The organism is Glycomyces sp. MUSA5-2, from assembly GCF_037034145.1.
Taxonomy (GTDB): Bacteria; Actinomycetota; Actinomycetes; order Mycobacteriales; family Micromonosporaceae; genus Glycomyces; species Glycomyces artemisiae.
Window position 1 is genome coordinate 580,135 of sequence record NZ_JBAGKG010000001.1, and the last position, 18,029, is coordinate 598,163.

The 18,029-nt window shown below is 69.6% G+C and carries 15 protein-coding genes; 8 read left to right on the top strand and 7 right to left on the bottom strand.

The genetic code is table 11. The annotated features are described in order from the left end of the window. Positions 1-153: 153 nt before the first annotated feature. Complete coding sequence (locus tag WA640_RS02760) at positions 154-711, top strand: restriction endonuclease (RefSeq protein WP_181245586.1); 558 nt, start codon at positions 154-156, stop codon at positions 709-711. Positions 712-770: 59 nt separating this feature from the next. On the opposite strand, the gene WA640_RS02765 is transcribed toward WA640_RS02760, so the two are convergent. The 3 genes from WA640_RS02765 to WA640_RS02775 all read right to left on the bottom strand — a co-directional run bounded on the left by WA640_RS02765 (position 771) and on the right by WA640_RS02775 (position 4,638). Further along, entirely contained in the window at positions 771-2,234 is a 1,464-nt protein-coding gene (locus tag WA640_RS02765; protein ID WP_335985971.1) for a S1C family serine protease, read from the bottom strand. Positions 2,235-2,410: 176 nt separating this feature from the next. After that, positions 2,411-3,922, bottom strand: coding sequence for a sensor histidine kinase (locus WA640_RS02770; protein WP_106361951.1), 1,512 nt, complete (start codon positions 3,920-3,922; stop codon positions 2,411-2,413). Next, a complete protein-coding gene (locus WA640_RS02775) occupies positions 3,919-4,638 on the bottom strand; it encodes a response regulator transcription factor (RefSeq protein WP_106361950.1) in 720 nt (239 codons plus the stop codon). The genes WA640_RS02770 and WA640_RS02775 overlap by 4 nt, the downstream gene beginning before the upstream one ends. Before the next feature lie 310 nt (positions 4,639-4,948). Here WA640_RS02775 and WA640_RS02780 point away from each other — a divergent pair, with 310 nt between their 5' ends. The 5 genes from WA640_RS02780 (at position 4,949) to WA640_RS02800 (ending at position 12,649) form a co-directional block, all read left to right on the top strand. Next, the gene (locus tag WA640_RS02780; protein WP_335985972.1) at positions 4,949-5,302 is read left to right on the top strand and encodes an STAS domain-containing protein; all 354 of its coding nucleotides are present in this window, start codon (positions 4,949-4,951) and stop codon (positions 5,300-5,302) included. A gap of 227 nt (positions 5,303-5,529) precedes the next feature. Beyond that, positions 5,530-9,264: a multifunctional oxoglutarate decarboxylase/oxoglutarate dehydrogenase thiamine pyrophosphate-binding subunit/dihydrolipoyllysine-residue succinyltransferase subunit gene (locus tag WA640_RS02785; RefSeq protein ID WP_335985973.1), complete on the top strand. Its 3,735-nt coding sequence runs from the start codon at positions 5,530-5,532 to the stop codon at positions 9,262-9,264. 202 nt (positions 9,265-9,466) lie between these two features. Beyond that, on the top strand, positions 9,467-10,792 hold the full coding sequence (locus WA640_RS02790; protein WP_335985974.1) for an extracellular solute-binding protein: 1,326 nt from the start codon (positions 9,467-9,469) through the stop codon (positions 10,790-10,792). Positions 10,793-10,815: 23 nt separating this feature from the next. Next, entirely contained in the window at positions 10,816-11,760 is a 945-nt protein-coding gene (locus WA640_RS02795; protein ID WP_335985976.1) for a carbohydrate ABC transporter permease, read from the top strand. 1 nt (position 11,761) lies between these two features. After that, positions 11,762-12,649 carry a carbohydrate ABC transporter permease gene (locus WA640_RS02800; protein WP_335985977.1) on the top strand — a complete coding sequence of 296 codons (888 nt, stop codon included), beginning with the start codon at positions 11,762-11,764 and terminating at the stop codon, positions 12,647-12,649. A 122-nt stretch (positions 12,650-12,771) separates the two neighbouring features. Here the strand turns inward: WA640_RS02800 and WA640_RS02805 are convergent, their stop codons facing one another. Together WA640_RS02805 and WA640_RS02810 are read right to left on the bottom strand one after the other, a co-directional pair. Then, positions 12,772-13,260, bottom strand: a complete 489-nt coding sequence (locus tag WA640_RS02805; protein WP_335985979.1) for a hypothetical protein — start codon at positions 13,258-13,260, stop codon at positions 12,772-12,774. A gap of 197 nt (positions 13,261-13,457) precedes the next feature. Then, on the bottom strand, positions 13,458-14,435 hold the full coding sequence (locus WA640_RS02810; RefSeq protein ID WP_335985980.1) for a zinc-binding dehydrogenase: 978 nt from the start codon (positions 14,433-14,435) through the stop codon (positions 13,458-13,460). A 158-nt stretch (positions 14,436-14,593) separates the two neighbouring features. On the opposite strand from WA640_RS02810, the gene sodN reads away from it, so the two are divergent. Further along, positions 14,594-15,004, top strand: coding sequence for a superoxide dismutase, Ni (gene sodN, locus WA640_RS02815; protein WP_106361942.1), 411 nt, complete (start codon positions 14,594-14,596; stop codon positions 15,002-15,004). A gap of 80 nt (positions 15,005-15,084) precedes the next feature. Here sodN and WA640_RS02820 read toward each other — a convergent pair whose 3' ends face one another. Continuing rightward, on the bottom strand, positions 15,085-16,788 hold the full coding sequence (locus WA640_RS02820) for a D-glucuronyl C5-epimerase family protein (RefSeq protein ID WP_335985981.1): 1,704 nt from the start codon (positions 16,786-16,788) through the stop codon (positions 15,085-15,087). Between the two features lie 243 nt (positions 16,789-17,031). On the opposite strand from WA640_RS02820, the gene WA640_RS02825 reads away from it, so the two are divergent. Beyond that, on the top strand, positions 17,032-17,481 hold the full coding sequence (locus WA640_RS02825) for a hypothetical protein (protein ID WP_335985982.1): 450 nt from the start codon (positions 17,032-17,034) through the stop codon (positions 17,479-17,481). Between the two features lie 268 nt (positions 17,482-17,749). On the opposite strand, the gene WA640_RS02830 is transcribed toward WA640_RS02825, so the two are convergent. Next, positions 17,750-18,013, bottom strand: coding sequence for a WhiB family transcriptional regulator (locus tag WA640_RS02830; protein ID WP_030154989.1), 264 nt, complete (start codon positions 18,011-18,013; stop codon positions 17,750-17,752). Positions 18,014-18,029 lie beyond the last annotated feature (16 nt).

Here is an 18,029-nt window from a genome sequence, read left to right on the forward strand (position 1 = left end):
AACACAGGCGACATAACGCTAACCGCAAGCCCTCTGAACCAAATGGAGGCCGCCTTGTCCGTGATCCTCAGAGTAGGAGCGGGTCTCGCCGCTCTCATCATCGGCTACTACGTTCTGAGTTTCGTAGCGGACCATTGGGCATGGTTCGCTTCGGTGGCGATCCTGTTGGGGGGCACGGCGATAGCGGGATGGGTCCTGTTCCGCAGCCGCGGCCACGAGCACCGCGACCGCACGCTCACCGCCGAGCGCCACGAGCTGATGCGCAACGTCGACCGCATGAACATGCCCTCGTTCGACGCGATGGTCGGCCAGCTCCTCGTCGGCCTCGACGCCAAGCGCGTCAAGAAGTTCGGCCACCGCAAGAACGACCTCGGCTGCAACTTCGTGGTCACCTTCAACAACGGCAAGCGGATCATCGTGCGCGCCAAGAAGGACGACAAGCAGCTGCGCCGCCGCAACGGCAACCGCCACGTCCAGATCCTCGGCGGCGAGATCAAGGCCCGCTGGGACTGCGACGCCGGCGTCATCATCACCAACGCGAACCTCCACTGGATGCACCACGCCGCCCGCAACGAAGCGGTCGCGCGCCAGCTGGGCGTCCTCATCGTGGACCGCGACCGCCTCGCGGAATGGATCGACACCGGCCAGCCGCCGGTCGAGCTGCGCCCCGTGCGGGCCGCGATCCAGGCCGGGACGAGCGCCGCGCAGTGACACGGCCGCGGCCCCGGGCTTCCGCCCGGGGCCGCGTCTCCGCTTGCGCGCGTTCAGGATCACGAGGCGGCGAGCGTCGCGTTCGCGGTCGCCTCCTGGCCGTCCCGCGTGTACGTGATGGCGACCTCGGTGCCCGAGGCCGTGCCCTGCACCGCCGCGACCACCTCGGAGGCGCTGGTGACCGGGTTGCCGTCGACGGCGGTGATGATGTCGCCCTCCTGCAGGCCCGCGGACTCGGCGGGCGAGCCGCCCTCCACGGACAGGACCATCGCGCCGTTGCCGTCGGTGTCGGCCACCGAGACCCCGAGGTAGCCCTGCTCGACCGAGCCGTTCTGGATGAGCTGCTCGACCACGCTCTGGACGGTGTTCGACGGGATCGCGAAGCCGAGGCCGATCGAGCCGGAGTCGGTGGTGGCGATGGCCGTGTTGATGCCGATGAGCTCGCCGTTGCCGTTGACGAGCGCGCCGCCGGAGTTCCCGGAGTTGATGGCCGCGTCGGTCTGGATCAGGCCGGTGAGCGTCGAGCTCGACTGCTGCTGCTGGAAGCCCTGCTGCTCCTCGCCCGCGACGGTCATCGACCGGTCGAGGGCCGAGACGATGCCGGTCGTGACGGTCCCTTCGAGGCCCAGCGGCGAGCCGAGGGCCACGGCGGCGTCGCCGACCTGGATCGAGTCGGAGTCGCCGAACGTGATCGGCGTCAGGTCGTCCACGCCCGACACCTGGATGACGGCGAGGTCCTGCGTCGTGTCGGTGGCGATGATCAGCGCGTCGGCGGTCGTGCCGTCGGAGAAGCGGACCTCCACGGTCTGCGCGCCGTCGACCACGTGGTTGTTCGTGACGATGTAGCCGTCCTTGGAGTAGACCACGCCCGAGCCCTCCGCGGAGTCGGTGACGATCGTGACGACCGACGGGCTGACCTTGTTCACGATGTCGGTGTAGGTGAGGCCGTCCCCGGCGTTCATCGACACGGACTCGACCACGGTGGTGCCCGGGTTCCCGTCGTTGAGGAACCAGCCCGCGACGCCGCCGGCGCCGCCCGCGATCAGGGCCAGCGCGAGCGCCCCGGCGACGAGCTTGCCGCGACCGCGCCGCGGCGGTGCCGCGACCGCGCCCGGGCCCTGGTACATCGGCGGGACCTGCGAGGGCTGCCAGCCCGGCGCGGGCGCGTTCATGTGCGGCGCTCCGGCCGGTGCCGGGGCGGGAGCGCCCGCCGGAAGCACGCGGGTCTGCTCGGTGGAGGGGCCCTGCGGGGCGTGCTGGACGGGGGCCTGGTGCATCGGCGGATTGGCGGGGGCCTCCGGGTAGGAGGGCGCCGGGGCCGCGGCGGGCGGCAGGCTCGCCTCGGGAGCCGCGGACTGCGGCCCGGCGGGCTGGTCGACGTGCTGCTCGGCGGCGGGGTGGTCCTGGAAGCTCTCGGGGAGCGGCTGGTCCGCGGCGGCCGCGGCCTGCTCGGGGTTCGGAGCCCCTTCGGGGCCCCTGGGCTCGGTCCCCTCGGGGCCCTTGGTGCTCTCAGTGTTGCTCATGTAAGCAGCTTGCAGGGCCCAGCTCTCGGCCCGCTGCAAAAACGCCTTAAAACCCTTTAATGAACCGAGTCCGGTTCAGAGGCGGGCGCACTGGTCAGACGGGTCGGGCGGGCGCGGGCAAGCGTTGCCCCGGGGACGGGCACCTCAGAGGTTCCCAAGAATCGGCTCCGAGGACGCTAGGACTCGTCCTGCGCCTCCACCTCGGGCTCGGCCGCCAGGCGCACCGTGAACGCCGTGCCCTCGCCGGGCCGCGACGCGACCTGCACCGTGCCGCCGTGTGCCTTCACGATGGCCGCGACGATCGCCAGGCCGAGCCCTGAGCCGGGGTGGACGACCGCGTCGGAGCGGAAGAACCGCTCGAAGACCCGGTCGGCGGTCTCCTGTTCCATGCCGGGCCCGTCGTCGGCGACGGTGAGCAGCACCGTCCCGTCCTCCGAGGCGAGCTCCACGTGCACGTTCGTGCCCGCGGGCGTGTGCCGCAGCGCGTTCGACAGCAGGTTGTCGAGGACTTGCCGCATCCGGGCCCGGTCCGCCGCGACCACGGTCGCGGAGCCCGGCACGCACGTGAAGCTCAGCTCGTGGTCCTCGGCCATGACCGCGTGCGCGGTCACCGCCTCGTGCGCGAGCGGCGCCAGGTCCACCGGCTCGGTCTCCACCGGCCGCTCCTGCCCGAGCCGCGCCAGGTGCAGCAGGTCGCCCACGAGCAGGCCCATGCGCTTGGCGGCCTCCTCGATCTGGCGGATGTAGTGCTGCCGGTCGGCCTCGGGCATCTGCGGGTTCGACCGCACCAGCTCCGCGTACCCGCGCACGCTCGTCAAGGGCGTGCGCAGCTCGTGCGAGGCGTCGGCGATGAACTCGCGCATCCGCTCCTCGGAGTCGTGCGCGCGCTGCTCGGAGTACTCGCGGGCTCGCAGGGCCCCTTCGACTTTCGTGAGCATCGAGTTGATGGCCCGGCCCACCCGGCCGACCTCGGTCGCCGGGTCGTGCTCGGGCACGCGCCGCGAGTAGTTCCCCGCGGCGATCATCGCCGCGGTGTTCTCGATCTGCCGCAGCGGCGACAGGCTCGCCCGCACCAGGCCCACGCCGATCGCCGCGAGCCCCGCGAGCACGCCCGCCCCGATGAGCAGGTCCACCCACACGAGCCCTGCGACGGTCTTGTCGAAGTGCGCGAGCTTGTAGGACAGCACGTAGTACGCGTCGCCCTGGAGGTTGTGGTCCTCCGGGTCGTACTCGGGGTCGTTCGTGCCGACCATCGTGCCGGACAGGCCCAGCACCCGCCAGCGCGTGGTGCCGTCGGCCGACAGCGCCGTGAACGCCTCGCCGTCGGCGGCGACCAGGTCCTCGTAGTCGAAGACCGGGTAGTCGGCGCGGTCGTTGGGCCGGTCGAAGCGGTTGCCGCCGCTGTAGAGGATCGAGAAGACGTACTGCTCGGGCCGCACGGCCGGGGTCCCGTCGTCGTCCTCCATGTCCTCGGGGTCGAACACGTCGGGGCTGAAGTTGAGCAGCTGCGCCTCCAGCTCCTCGTCCACGGTGCCCAGGAAGTACGAGTGCAGCGCCAGGATCGTGGAGACGCTGATGAGGATGAGCGATCCGGCCACGAGGACGAGCACGGCCGCGGTGAGCCGGACCCTCAGCGGGGTGCGGTCCCACTTGTCGCGGGCGCCTTCAAGGACGCGCGGAGCGCTCAACGATGCTGCTCCCGCAGGACGTAGCCGATGCCCCGGAGGGTCTGGATGAGCTTCGGCTCCCCGGTGTCGATCTTGCGTCGCAGGTACGACACGTACGACTCGACGATCCCGTCGTCCCCGCGGAAGTCGTAGCGCCACACGTGGTCGAGGATCTGCGCCTTCGACAGCACCCGCCCGGCGTTGATCATGAAGTACCGCAGGAGCTTGAACTCGGTGGGCGACAGCTGCACGGCCTTGCCCGCGCGCCACACCTCGTGCGTCTCCTCGTCGAGTTCGAGGTCCGCGTACTGGAGGCGCGAGGGCCGCGGCAGCTCGCCGGAGGAGCGGCGCAGCACCGCGCGGATGCGGGCGACGACCTCTTCGAGCGCGAACGGCTTGGTGATGTAGTCGTCGCCGCCGACCGACAGGCCCGTGACGGTGTCGGCCGTGTCGTCGCGGGCGGTGAGGAAGAGCACCGGCGTGTGGTCGGAGCCCGAGCGCATCCGCCGCACCACCTCGAAGCCGTCGAAGTCCGGCAGGTTCACGTCGAGGACCACCAGGTCGGGGCGGTGCCTCGCGATCGAGCGGAGCGCCTCGTCCCCCGAGCCCACGGCGTGGACGGCGAAGCCGGCGTACCGCAGCGACGTCGCGAGCAGCTCGCAGATGTTCTCGTCGTCCTCGACGACCAGGAGGGTCGCTTCGGTCTCGGCGCTCGGCTGGCTGGTCGAAAGCGGCATGTGCCTCATCTTCGCGGTCGGGGCGGGCCGGTCGGCACGACGGGCCGGTGCTCCGCTGGTCACAGGTGGTCCTGAAGCATACGCCGGGCGCAGTGGCGTGCCAAGCGGTCGCCGCGCGGTCCCGCGGAGGTGACCGTCCGCACCCGCACGGATCACGTTCGTGTGACCTTTTTCCGAAGAGTGCGTTGCTTTGCGGTCATCCGGCGCGCGCGAGCTGTTTTCGGTCGGGGCCGTCGGATAGACTTTGTGTCCCAGCCGAGTACGGCAGGTGTGCTCGGGCCAGGATCCCAACAGGGGCGAGGATCGCAATATGACGCTGTCAATCGAGACCGCCACGACCGACGCGGGCGTCGTCACCGTCGAACTCTCCGGCGAAGTCGACTACGCCACGGCGCCCCAGATCCGGGAGACGATCACCAACGCGCTCGAAGCGGGCGGGGCGACCGCCATCCGGGTCGATGTCGCGAAGGTGACGGTCCTCGACTCCACCGGCATCGGCACCATCGTCGTGGCCTACCGCATCGCCCGCGAGATGGGCGTCGCGCTGGCCGTCGTCAACCCCAACCGCTTCATCACGCGCCTGTTCACCGTCGTCGGCGCCGAGGAGCTGCTGGAGGAGCCCACCGAGACGTTCTCCGGCAAGGAGCGCAGCGCGGCCGGCTAGACCGGCCCGCAGGCCCTCCGGAGACCCCTCCCGGACCCGCGGCACGCCGGTGTGTCGAACCAGACTTCCACCCGTATCCACCTGCTGCGCAGCACGTTCACGGCGGTCCACGTGACCGGACCCGCAACGGCGTTACCGGTACTACAGTTCTCCCCCCTCCCGGTTACCCTTGAGTCCGGGGACTGCCGTCCCCGTCCACGCAGCGTCAAAGAAGAGGCGATTCAGTCGTGTCGAGTGCGACTCCGGGCAATCCGCTGACCGATTTCGGTGCCAATGAGTGGCTGGTCAACGAGATGTACGAGCGATACCGCGAAAACCCCGACAGTGTGAGCGCCGGGTGGCGCGAGTTCTTCGGGGGCGATCCGACCACCGCGCACCTCAACGGCGAGAAGTCGGCCGACACCAAGGCCGCAGCGAACAGGGCCGCAGACAAGCAGGCCGCCGCCGAGGCCCCCGAGCAGGCGGAGGCCGCACCCGCGCCTGCGCCGGAGCCCGTCCCCGCCGCGCCCGCGAAGCCCGCCGAACCGGCGGTGCGGCCGGAGCCCGCGCCCGCTGCCGTGGCACCCGAGACCTCGACCGAGAAGGCGACCCCAGCAGTGAGTGAACCCGGTACCAAGCCGCTCAAAGGCGTCGCGGCCAAGGTAGCCCAGAACATGGACGCGTCCCTGGAGATCCCGACGGCCACGTCCGTCCGCGCGGTCCCCGCGAAGCTCCTGTTCGACAACCGGATCGTCATCAACAACCACCTCAAGCGCGGCCAGGGCGGGAAGGTCTCCTTCACGCACCTCATCGGCTACGCGCTCGTGCAGGCCGTGAAGGCCCACCCGGGCATGAACGCCTCCTACAAGGTGGTCGACGGCAAGCCGCAGCTGGTCACCCCGGAGCACATCAACCTCGGGCTGGCGATCGACCTCGCCAAGCCCGACGGCTCGCGCACCCTCGTCGTGCCGTCCATCAAGAACACCGAGTCGATGGACTTCCGCGAGTTCTGGCAGGCCTACGAGGACCTGGTCCGCAAGGCCCGCAACAACAAGCTCACGATGGAGGACCACGCCGGGGCGACCCTGACGCTGACGAACCCGGGCGGCATCGGCACCGTCCACTCCGTCCCGCGCCTGATGAAGGGCCAGGGCCTCATCGTCGGCGTCGGCGCCATGGAGGTGCCCGCGGAGTTCGCCGGGGCCTCCGACGAGACCCTCTCGGACCTGGGCGTCTCCCGGATCATGACGGTCACCTCGACGTACGACCACCGGATCATCCAGGGCGCCGAGTCCGGCCAGTTCCTGGCGACCCTCCACAAGCTCCTGCTCGGCGACGGCTTCTTCGACGAGGTCTTCCGCTCGCTGCTCATCCCGTACGAGCCGGTCCGCTGGGTCCGCGACGTGTCGAAGACCCACGAGGGCCAGATCGACAAGAACGCGCGGGTCATCGAGCTCATCCACGCCTACCGGGTCCGCGGCCACCTCATGGCCGACACGAACCCGCTGCACTACGAGATCCGCCGCCACCCCGACCTCGACATCCTGTCGCACGGCCTCACCCTGTGGGACCTCGACCGGACGTTCCCCGTCGGCGGCTTCGCGGGCCAGCAGCGCATGAAGCTGCGCGACATCCTCGGCGTGCTGCGCGACTCCTACTGCCGCCGCATCGGCGTGGAGTACATGCACATCCAGGACCCGGAGGAGCGCGCCTGGCTCCAGCGGCGCATCGAGGTGCCGTTCGAGAAGCCGAAGGTCGAGGAGCAGAAGCACATCCTCGGGCGCCTGAACGCCGCCGAGGCGTTCGAGACGTTCCTCCAGACGAAGTTCGTGGGCCAGAAGCGCTTCAGCCTCGAAGGCGGCGAGTCGCTCATCCCGCTGCTCGACCGGATCCTCAACGAGGCCGCGGGCGCCGAGCTCGACGAGGTCGTCATCGGCATGCCCCACCGCGGGCGGCTGAACGTCCTCGCGAACATCGTCGGCAAGAAGCTCTCGAAGATCTTCACCGAGTTCGAGGGGCACATCGACCCCAAGAGCATCGGCGGCTCCGGCGACGTCAAGTACCACCTGGGCCTCACCGGCCGGTTCACGTCCCCGAACGGGCGCGACGGGATCACGGTCTCCGTGGCCGCCAACCCGTCCCACCTCGAAGCGGTGAACCCGGTCCTCGAAGGCGTCGTGCGCGCCAAGCAGGACCGCCTCAACCTCGGCGAGGAGGGCTTCACGGTCCTGCCGGTCGCCATCCACGGCGACGCGGCGTTCGCGGGCCAGGGCGTGGTCGCCGAGACCCTGAACCTGTCGCAGCTGCGCGGCTACCGCACCGGCGGCACCGTGCACGCCGTCGTCAACAACCAGGTCGGCTTCACCACCGCGCCCGCGCACTCGCGCTCGTCGCTGTACTGCACCGACGTCGCCCGCATGATCCAGGCGCCGATCTTCCACGTCAACGGCGACGACCCCGAGGCCGTCACCGAAGTCGCCAAGCTCGCGTTCGCCTACCGGCAGCAGTTCCGCAAGGACGTCGTCATCGACATGGTCTGCTACCGGCGCCGCGGCCACAACGAGGGCGACGACCCGAAGATGACCAACCCGGAGATGTACCAGGTCATCGACGCCAAGCAGTCGGTCCGCAAGCTGTACACCCGCGCGCTCATCGGCCGCGGCGACATCACCATGGAGGACGCCGAGGAGTCCCTCGCGGACTACCAGGCGCAGCTGGAGCGGATCTTCCGCGAGACCAAGGAGGCCCTGGCCGGGCAGACCGGCCCGCTGCCGTGGCGCCACCAGCCCGAGCCGGTCGCCGACATCGACACCTCCGTCGACGCCGAGACGATCGCGATGATCGGCAAGGCCCACACGACGCTCCCCGAGGGCTTCGCGCCGCACAAGGCCGTCCGCCGCGTGCTGGAGAAGCGCACCGAGATGTCCACCTCCGGGCACGTCGACTGGGCCTTCGCCGAGACGCTCGCGTTCGGCTCGCTCCTCATGCAGGGCAAGGCCGTGCGCCTCGCCGGGCAGGACTCGCGCCGCGGCACCTTCGTGCAGCGCCACTCCGTGGTCATCGACCAGGAGACCGGCGGCGAGTACACGCCGCTGTCGAACCTGGGCGAGCACACCGCGAAGTACTTCGTGTACGACTCGCTGCTCAGCGAGTACGCCGCGCTCGGCTTCGAGTACGGCTACTCGGTCGAGAACCCCGAGATGCTGGTCCTGTGGGAGGCCCAGTTCGGCGACTTCGTCGACGGCGCCCAGACCGTCATCGACGAGTTCATCTCCTCGGGCGAGGCCAAGTGGGGCCAGCACTCCAGCGTGACGCTGCTGCTGCCGCACGGCCACGAGGGCGCCGGCCCGGACCACACCTCCGGGCGCATCGAGCGCTTCCTCCAGCTGTGCGCCGACGAGAACATGCGCGTGGTCAACTCCACGAGCCCGGCGAACTACTTCCACCTGCTGCGCCGCCAGGGCCTCGACCCGGTCAAAAAGCCCCTCGTGGTCTTCACGCCGAAGTCGCTGCTGCGCCACAAGGCCGCCGTCAGCCAGCTGGAGGAGTTCACCACCGGCCGCTTCCAGCCCGTCCTCGGCGACCCGGCGCTCGCGTCCGGCGAGATCCGCGCCGAGAACGTCAAGCGCGTCCTCCTGTGCTCCGGCAAGGTCTACTACGACCTGGCCGCGGCCCGGGCCGCGCGCGGCGTCACCGACACCGCGATCCTGCGCGTCGAGCAGCTCTACCCGCTGCCCGCCGAGGAGCTCAAGGCCGCGCTCGGCGCGTTCCCGAACGCCGTCGAGACCGCCTGGGTCCAGGAGGAGCCCGCGAACCAGGGCGCCTGGTCGTTCATCGCGCTCAACCTGCTGGAGCAGCTCGGCGGGGTCCACCTGCGCCGCATCTCCCGCCCGGCCGCCGCCGCGCCGTCCACCGGCTCGCCGAAGGTCCACGAGGTCGAGCAGCAGGCGCTCATCGACGTCGCGGTCCCGCAGCCGCAGTAAGCGACGAGAACCGAAGGGGGGAGGCCGATTCCGGCCTCCCCCCTTCGGCGTCCCCGGCGGCGGGCGTTGACAACGTTGCAAAGAGGAAGCGGTTTCTATATATTCACACCCTTGACTCCTGTGATGAGAGCGATAACAATGTCAGGACGGTTCACCCTTCGAACTGCCGTCCAAACAAAGCTCACATTGGAGTGATGCATAGATGCCGAACCATCCCTCGCCACCTGGGGCCCTCTCCAGGAGGACGCTCCTCACCGGGACGGCCGCCGCCGCGGGCCTCGGCCTCACCGGGTGCGGGTCCCTCGCGGTGTCGCTCAGCGACAAGACCGTCGTGAAGCAGTGGAACCTCCTCGCGGGCGCCGACGGCGCCATCATGACCGACCTCCACACCCGCTTCGAGGACGAGTACCCCGACGTCGACCTCCAGGCCACGACCCTCGGCTGGGGCACCCCGTTCTACACCCGGGTCGTCATGGGCGCCTCCGGCGGCAACGGCGCCGACGTCGCCACCGCCCACGTCTCGCGCATCAAGAGCCTCGCCCCCGACACCCTCCTCGACCCGTTCGACCTCAAGGAGGTCGAGGACGCCGGGCTCGACCCCGACGCGTTCCCCGCCGAGATCTGGGAGAAGTGCTTCGTCGACGGCGACCTCTACGCGATCCCGCTCGACACGCACGCCCTCGTCAACTACTACAACCGCGAGATCTGCGAGCAGATCGGCGTCCTCGACGCCGACCGGACCCTCCTGGAGCCCCAGGGCCGCGACGCTTACTTCGAGATCCTCCGCGAGGCCAAGGCGATCACCGGCCAGTACGGCACCTCCCTCGACACGTTCGGCGGCTGGCGGCAGTTCTGGGCCTGGTACCGCCAGGCCGACGGCGAGATGTCCTTCGGCGACGGCGACTACGAGATGGACGACGACAAGGCGCTCCAGGCCATCGAGACGATGTACATGATGGCCGAAGAGGGCCTGTGCCCCACCTTCGCCGACGGCGCCCAGTGCGCCGCCAACTTCGAGAACGGCGCCGCCGGGTTCGTACAGGTCGGCAACTGGGAGATCACCCGCTTCCGGGCCTTCAACGAGGCCCAGGGCCTCGACTTCTCCATGGCCGAGATGCCCGACTTCTTCGGCAACCGCCGCACGCAGGGCGACAGCCACTCCTTCATCCTCCCCCACCACAACCAGTGGGACCCCGAGGTCCGCAAGGCCACCATCGAGTACGTGGCGTTCATGCTCCACAACTCCTTCGACTGGGGGGCCGGGGCCGGGCACACGCCCGCCTACCTGCCCGTCACCGAGAGCCCCGAGTACCAGGCCCTGGAGCCGAACGCGGAGTACTCCGGCGTCGTCGACAACGTCCAGCTTGACCCGGACGTGTGGTTCTCCGGCTCCGGCGCCCGCCTCTTCGACGAGTCCGGCTCCGTGTTCCAGCAGGTCTACAGCCTGGCCCTGAACCCCGAGGAAGCGCTGGCCCTGCTCAAGGAGCGGATCCAGGACCTCGTCTCGCTCCCGAACCCGGTTGATTGAAACGATCCAATAGGGATTTCGCCATGACTGCGCAAACCGAGACGCCCGCAGAGGCGCAGGCCGTGGAGACGCGGCCCCCGAGCACCCCGAACGCGAAGCGGCGCAACTGGACCGGACTGTGGTTCGTCCTCCCGTTCTTCGCCGCGTACGCGCTCTTCCTGATCTGGCCGACCATCCTCGGCCTCTACTACTCCTTCACTGACAAGTCGATCACCGGCCGCACCCCGAGCTGGGTGGGCCTGGACAACTGGTCGGAGGCGTTCGCCGACGAGCGCGCCTGGAACGCCCTGTGGAACACCGCGGTGTTCACGCTGTACTCCACGCCCCCGCTGGTGATCCTCGCGATCGTGTTCGCGCTGCTGGCGAACCGCGCCCGCAAGGCCGGCTGGTTCCTGCGCCTGGCGTTCTTCGCGCCGTTCGTCATCCCGGTCTCGGTCGTCACGACCATCTGGACGTGGATCTACCAGCCCGACGGCGGCCTGCTCAACCACTACCTGGAGCTGTTCGGGATCCAGAGCCCGGACACCCCCGTGATCTGGCTCCAGGACGAGAACCGCGCCATGTGGTCGGTGGTCATCACGACCGTGTGGTGGACGATCGGCTTCAACTTCCTGCTGTACCTCGCGGCGCTCCAGACGATCCCGCAGGACGTCTACGAGGCGTCCTCCATCGACGGCGCGGGCTGGTTCCGGCAGCTGCGGAGCATCACGCTCCCGCTGCTGAGCCGCACCACGGGCCTGGTCATCACGCTCCAGCTCATCGCCTCGCTGCGCATCTTCGACCAGATGTACCTCATGACCAGCGGCGGCCCGAACCGCGCCACCGAGGTCGCCATCCACTACATCTACATCTCGGGCTTCGAGGGCTACCGGATCGGCTACGCGTCGGCGCTGTCGTACGTGCTGTTCGTGCTCATCCTGCTCGTCTCGATCGTCCAGTTCCGGCTGTTCTCACGGAAGGGGGCCTGACATGACCGCAGTGCTCGACAAGCCCGCCGCCACCCCCGCGGAGGCGCCCGCGCGCCGCCGGAGGTTCAAGCGCCCCAGCGTCGGCGCGGTCATCGTGTACGTCGCGGTGGTCCTGCTCGCGGTCCTGTGGCTGCTGCCGCTGCTGTGGGCCCTGTCCACGTCGCTGAAGACCGAGACCGAGGCGAGCCTCGGCCAGGACGTCCACTGGATCCCCCGGGACTGGTCGCTCGACGGCTACCGGGCCGTGTTCGAGCAGGGCGACCACCTGGTGTGGATGGTGAACTCCACGGTGGTGTCCACGATCGTCACGGCCCTGACGCTGACCTTGTGCGTGCTCGCCGCGTACGGGTTCTCGCGGTTCGACTTCCCGGGGAAGAACGTGATCTTCGGGGTCATCATCGCGGGGCTCATGGTCCCCGGCGAGGCGCTCATCATCCCGCTGTTCGACATCGTGGGCTTCCTGAACCTCTCGAACACCTACTGGGGCCTGGCGCTCCCGCAGGTGGTCGCGCCGGTCATGGTGTTCATCCTGAAGCGGTTCTTCGACGCGGTCCCCCGCGACTACGAGGAGGCCGCGAAGATCGACGGCGCCGGGCACCTGCGGGTGCTGTGGAGCGTCATCCTGCCGCTGTCGGGGCCGATCCTCGCGGCGGTCGGGATCTTCACGTTCATCGGCTCGTGGAACAACTTCCTGTGGCCGCTGCTGGTGGCGACCGACCCGTCGATGATGACCCTCCCGGTCGGCCTCGGCGTGGTCACCGGCGGGTACGGCCTGCTGTACGCGCAGAACATGGCGTCCGCGGTCCTGGGCGCGCTGCCGCTGCTCATCGTGTTCATGATCTTCCAGAAGCAGATCGTGAACGGCGTGGCGGGCGTGGGCCTGAAGTAGCCGCACGGGACGGGGCGCGGACCGAATGTCCGCGCCCCGTCCGTGTTCGTCTCTCTCAGAGCGGTCCCCGCGTGCTCCAGCGGTCGCCGCTCACTCCGGCACTGCCGTCAGATCCGGTGCCTTCATAGAACCCCCTCCTTGACGAGGCACGACGCCGGGCTGTAGCCGACGGTGTCGCCCGACTGGACCCTGATCCACTCGGTCTCCCAGCGCAGGCCCGCGCAGCCGATGGTCCTGCCGCCCTGGGTCGGCTCGCACGCGCCGTTGACCTCGGTCTTGTTGTGCAGCCGGAGCAGGCGCCGCGCGCCCATGTCGGTCTCGGTGAACACCGAGACCCCGAAGGTGGCCTTCACCGAGTACTTGCACGACAGGTCCTGCTCGTGGGTCCAGCCCTCCGAGAGGATGGCGTGCTGCGCCGCGATCGGGCGGGCCTCGGTGCCGACGGCCCCCGCGGTCTCGGCGGCCGAGCTCTCGCCGTTCCTCGCCAGCGCGATGGCGACGACCATGATCGCCGCCGCGATCGCGACCCTGACCAGGATCTTCCTGGCCACGGTCCACGTGCTTCCGGCGGCGGACTTGATGCCGCCCTTGACCCGACCCATTACCGACATGGCCGCTGCTCCCCTGCCCTCGGCGCCCGTGCTCACTGCGGCCGGGCGCTCGGCGTTCGATGCCGGGACCGGAACCGGCCCGTGAGTGACATCCATTACAGGGTGAAGGCAGGCGGGCCCGGCCGGAGGCCGAACCCGCCAGAAACCGGGGCCACTGTCGTACTTACGACGCTGTCGGCCCGGGTCCGGGCCTGCGGCTAGGCGTTGGTGACGACGACCTTCCCGAACGCGTCGCCCGAGGCCAGGCGGCGCAGGGCCTGCTCGGCGTCGGGGAGCGCGTGCTCGGAGTCGATGACGGGCTTGAGGCCGCTCTCGGCGCAGAACAGGAGGAGTTCCCGCAGCTCGGCGAGGGTGCCCATGGTCGATCCGAGGATTTCGAGCTGTTTGAAGAAGACGTGCCGCATGTCCACTTCCGCGATGGGGCCGCCGGTGACGCCGCAGTTGACGAGGCGCCCGCCGGGCTTGAGGGACTTGATCGAGTGCGCCATGACGGGCGCGCCGACGGAGTCGACGACGACGTCGACGCGCTCGGGCAGGCGCCCGCCGGCCTCGACGGCCACGGCGCCGAGCGCTTCGGCCCGCTCGCGGCGCTCGGGGCTGCGGCCGGTGGCGTAGACGCGGGCGCCGAGGGCCTTGGCGAGGACGATCGCGGCCGTGGCGACGCCGCCGCCGGTGCCCTGGACGAGGACGGCGCTGTCGCCGGCGGCGCCGTCGGCGCCGAGGCGGCCGCGGGAGGTGAGCATCCGCCACGCGGTGAGGTACGCGGTGGGCAGGCACGCGGCCTCGGCGGCGGACCAGCCCTTCGGCACGGGCACGAGGTTGCGGGCGGGCACCGAGACGTACTCGGCGAGCGTCCCGGGGTGGAGCTCGGACAGGAGGGTGCGCTTGGGGTCGAGGGTCTCGTCGTCGAGCGAGGGGTCGGCGATGACGGGGTAGACGACGACCTCGTCGCCTTCGGCGGTGCGGCCCACGGCGTCGGTCCCGAGGATCATCGGGGTCTGCTCGGCGCGCAGCCCGACCCCGGCGAGCGACCAGAGGTCGTGGTGGTTGACCGAGGCCGCGACGAGCTCGACGCGGGTCCAGTCCTCCGGCACCGCCGGGGGCTCGATCTCACCCACCGAGAGCGCGTCGAACGGGTCCTCGGGATTCACGTTGCGGGCGTAGGCGGCGAGCATCGGGACTGACCTCCGATTCGTTGTTTTCACTGTCCACCATGGTGTTCTGTGAGCAGCGTTGTCGCGTACCCAACTCTAGGGGGCCGACCAAAACGGGCGTTCATAGAGGTATGGTCGGCGGTGGAATCACAACCCACTGAAGGAAGCTGGAGGGGCGCATGTTCAAGCCTCTGTTCAAGCGGCTGCTGCCGACGATCGACGCTTCCGCTCACTGCGACCTGCCGTGCGGGGTCTACGACCCGGCCCAGGCCCGTATCGAAGCGGAGTCGGTCAAGGCGATCTGCGAGAAGTACCAGGCCAACGAGGACCCGGAGTTCCGGACCCGCGCCCTGATCATCAAGGAGCAGCGCTCCAACCTGGTCAAGGAGCACCTGTGGGTGCTGTGGACCGACTACTTCAAGCCGCCGCACTTCGAGAAGTACCCGCAGCTCCACACCCTCGTGAACGAGGCGACGAAGCTGGCGGGCGCCTCGGGCTCCAAGGGCTCCGCCGACCCGAAGGTCGCCGAGGAGCTGCTGGCGAAGATCGACCAGATCGCCGAGATCTTCTGGGAGACCAAGAAGGCCTAGCGCCTTCGGCATCCGTGCGGAGCGCCCTGTCCCGAGCCGCGGGAGAGGGCGCTCCGTTGTTGTCCGGTCCTCTTCCCGGATCAGCCGCCGTCGGCGGAGACGTTGCCGGCCCACACCCAGTAGCCGGTGAGGGATCCGGCCGAGATGCGGTACATGGAACGGCCGTTGACGATCGCGCGGCGGTCGAACGGGGCGTTCGAGGGGTTCGCGAAAGTCACGGTGCGGGGGCTGGTGAACATGCCGTCGGCGTCGAGCAGGTAGCAGGTCGCCGGGCTGTTCGCCGGAAAGGTGAGCGTCCGGGGAGGGAGGCACACGGTCGGCAGGTACTGGCCGATCAGGTAGGCGTTCGGGTAGTACTCGCCGATCCACCAGCCGGTGTAGGCGCCGGCGTTGATCCGGTAGTAGATCCCGCGGCCCATGATGCGGCGGCGTTTGTTCGCCGGCGCCTGCGTGGCGCGGGCGAACGTCACCGACTTGGTCTCCAGCTGCGCGTCGCCCTTCGCCGCCACGTAGTCGCCGTCGGCGTCGGTGTCGAACCGGTACAGGGTGTGGGTGCCGGCGGCGAAGGCGATAGTCGACGTCGCGGGCACGGTCGGGGACGGGTAGTCGTCGGTCAGCTGGTCGGTCATCCGGGCGAAGCGAGGGCTGCCGGTCTGCCAGTGCAGCTGCCGGAACAGGTTGATGTGGTGCTGGTGATAGGAAACGGTCGGGATCCGGTGCGTCTGGCAGTAGTACGAGATCCAGCGTTGGTTGCGCAGAAGCGGGAAGTACCGGTCGATCGTGGTGCAGCAGCCGTCGAAGAGTGCGATGGCGAGCTCGTTGCCGGTGGCGATGATGTAGTCCCACAGGCCGAACATCGCGAAGATCATGCCGTTGTACGTATAGTCGCCCGTGCCCGGTGTGTTGCCCGGGTACTCCTGGATCCACAGGTATCCGGCGCTGTTCCGGTTGACCGCCCACGGGGTGCCGTCGTCGGCGCGCAGCAGCGAGTAGAAGGCGCCGTCTGCGGCCGCGCGGTACAGCGTCCGCTCCTCCTCGGTGACCCCTTCCAGGTCAGCGAGTTGGATGAAGAGACTGATGGCCTCGCCCTGTGCCATCCCCGAGTACCAGGGGGCCGCGTAGTCGACTCCGCTGTGGGTGCCGTGGGTGAAGTCGAAGGGGTACGGGAAGTACCAGGCGCCGCGGGCCTCCACGCGGGTCTCGATCAACCGCCCGGCCTGGGCCTTTGCCCGGGTCAGGAACATCTCCTTGCGCGCGGGGTCCTGCTCGGTGCGGTAGCTGGTGACGCAGCCGAGACCGAACTGGATCTGGGCGACGGGGTGGTCGTAGCCGGGCGCATCCCAATCGGAGCGGTACTGGATCACGCCGAACTCGTCGAGGAACGAGGACTGGGTGTCCGGGCTGATGTTCTCCCACTTCGTGGGCCGGTCGCGCCACGGCCGGTAGGCCTCCGGCAGGTCCAGGGCGGCGGTGAAACCGTCCTGGTTGAACTCGAACGGCAGGGCGGTCGGCGGGTCCTCCGCGAGCGCCTCCGCTTCGGCGAACGCGTCGATGTCGGAGGCTTCTCGCGGCTCAGGGACGTATCCGCTCGGCGGCTCGATGCGGCCGCCCTCTAGCTGGTCGGGCAGCGGCGGAAGCGGCGCTTCGAAGACGGTCCCACCGCGCTGCGGCCACCCGAGGCCCTCAAGCGGCGCGTCGGCCGCGAACGTCGGCAGCGGGTCGGCGGCAACCGCGCCGGCGCTTCCTGCGGCAGCCGCGACCGCGGCGCCGCCAGCGAGATGCATGAACCTTCTGCGGTTCACTGCAAATCGGCTCTTACCAGGCATATTCGTTCCTTCCAGGGGGATCAATGCGAATATGACTCTAGTTCTCGGGAGCCCATTATGGAGTCCCGGGGGGATGCGGCGGAGACGAGCCGCCTCCGGGAGTGGGATTCGCGAAGGGTGGGACCCGCATCCCAGGGCGCCGCACTATCCTCTACAGCGAGAGGGCGGAACAGCTCAGCCCCTCGGACACAGGAAGCGGTTATGCCGGTGAGCGATGAGCGCGACGACGTGCTGCTGCTCGACGTCCCCTCGACGGGCGACTACCTGTCGGTCCTGCCGACCGCGACCGCGGCGGTGGCGACCCGCCTCGGGTTCTCGCTGGACGAGATCGAGGACCTGCGGGCGGCGGTGAACGCCGCCGTGGCGCTCCTGATCCCCGCCGACCCCGGCCGTCGGCCGTTCCGCCGCAAGAGCGGCGACGAGCCCCTCAAGTGCCGCCTGGAAGTGGGCGAGGAGGCCCTCCAGATCGTGCTGAGCCGCCCCAAGGGCGAGCCCCTCCCCGACGCCGGGTCCTACCAGTGGCAGGTCCTCAGGGCCCTCACCGACGAGGTCGAGGCCGAGGTCCACGACGCCACCACCACGATCCGCATCCGCCAGCGCCGCCCCGCGACGGAAGCCGACGCCGACACCGAGCGCCACCAGATCCACTAGCCCGCCCGGAAATGTCGTACCCCTCCGGCATCTTTGCAACCGGGGGCCCTTCCCAGCGCCGGAGCCCGGCCGTTGCGATGCCCCTGGGCAACCGGATTGTCGTACCCCTGGGGCAGTCTTGCAATCGGGGGCCCACCCCACCGCCTTCGGCGGGCCGGCAGCGTGTCCTGAGACGGACAAGCTTGAAGGCCCGGCGGGCATGCCGGGCCTTCCAAGCTTCTGTTGTCGCAAATTCGAGGGATGGGTTACATCAAGGGATTGCGCAGTACTAGCCGACGACCTGGGTGGCGAGCGTGCGCAGCGCACCCGAGCGGCGCTTCAGCTCGCGGCGCTCGATCTCGCTCATGCCGCCCCACACGCCCGCGTCCTGACCGCTTTCGAGCGCCCACCGCAGGCACTCCTCGGTCACGGGGCAGCGCCGGCAGACGTTCTTGGCCTGCTCGATCTGTACCAGTGCCGGACCGGTGTCCCCGATCGGGAAGAACAGCTCGGGGTCCTCGTCGCGGCAGATGGCCTCGTGGCGCCAATCCATCAAAACATCTCCTTGC